General features: G+C 33.9%; 1 protein-coding gene. It reads right to left on the reverse strand.

What is annotated here, in order from left to right:
- Positions 1-120: 120 nt before the first annotated feature.
- Positions 121-543: DUF1657 domain-containing protein (locus tag FOT98_RS31165; protein ID WP_144291248.1), on the reverse strand; the 423-nt coding region annotated here is incomplete at its 5' end.

Here is a 543-nt window from a genome sequence, read left to right on the forward strand (position 1 = left end):
TTTTGAAATTCCCTGCTTATGTATCTTCAACATCATAACCGAATTACATAAATTTAAACGTTATAAAAACTGTAGAAAAAAAGAAAAGAACGCCTTTTGACTGAAGCGTTCTTTCGATATCTATTCTTTTAAAAGATAGGTTACTTTATTTAAAATCTTTTCGATTTGTTTCGCGTTTTTACTATACATTTCGCTCGCTGATTTCGACTTTGTTTCTAAGGAAAATAGTTCAAGATCAGCATGACATTTTTTTAATGATGCTAATAATAAAGGTTTGTTTTGAGGAGAAGGCATTTGTAGTTTGTCATTATAAATGTCGATAGTCAGTTGTCCGTATGAATCAACTTGACCGAGAAAGACATTTTCGATAACAACACCGAGCTTTTCTAGTTCAGCATGTAGCCAAGCGCGGTTATGTCCACTTGCGGATAGCGGTTCATCTAAGACATTGCCATCCATAATAACAGTTTGTGGTTCTTTTTCGTTTGCTACTTTTAAACCGATGTCTTTTGCTGTGAGTGGTTGGCGATCTTTCTTTAATAA

Source organism: Bacillus sp. HY001, from assembly GCF_007558965.1.
Taxonomy (GTDB): Bacteria; Bacillota; Bacilli; order Bacillales; family Bacillaceae_G; genus Bacillus_A; species Bacillus_A mobilis.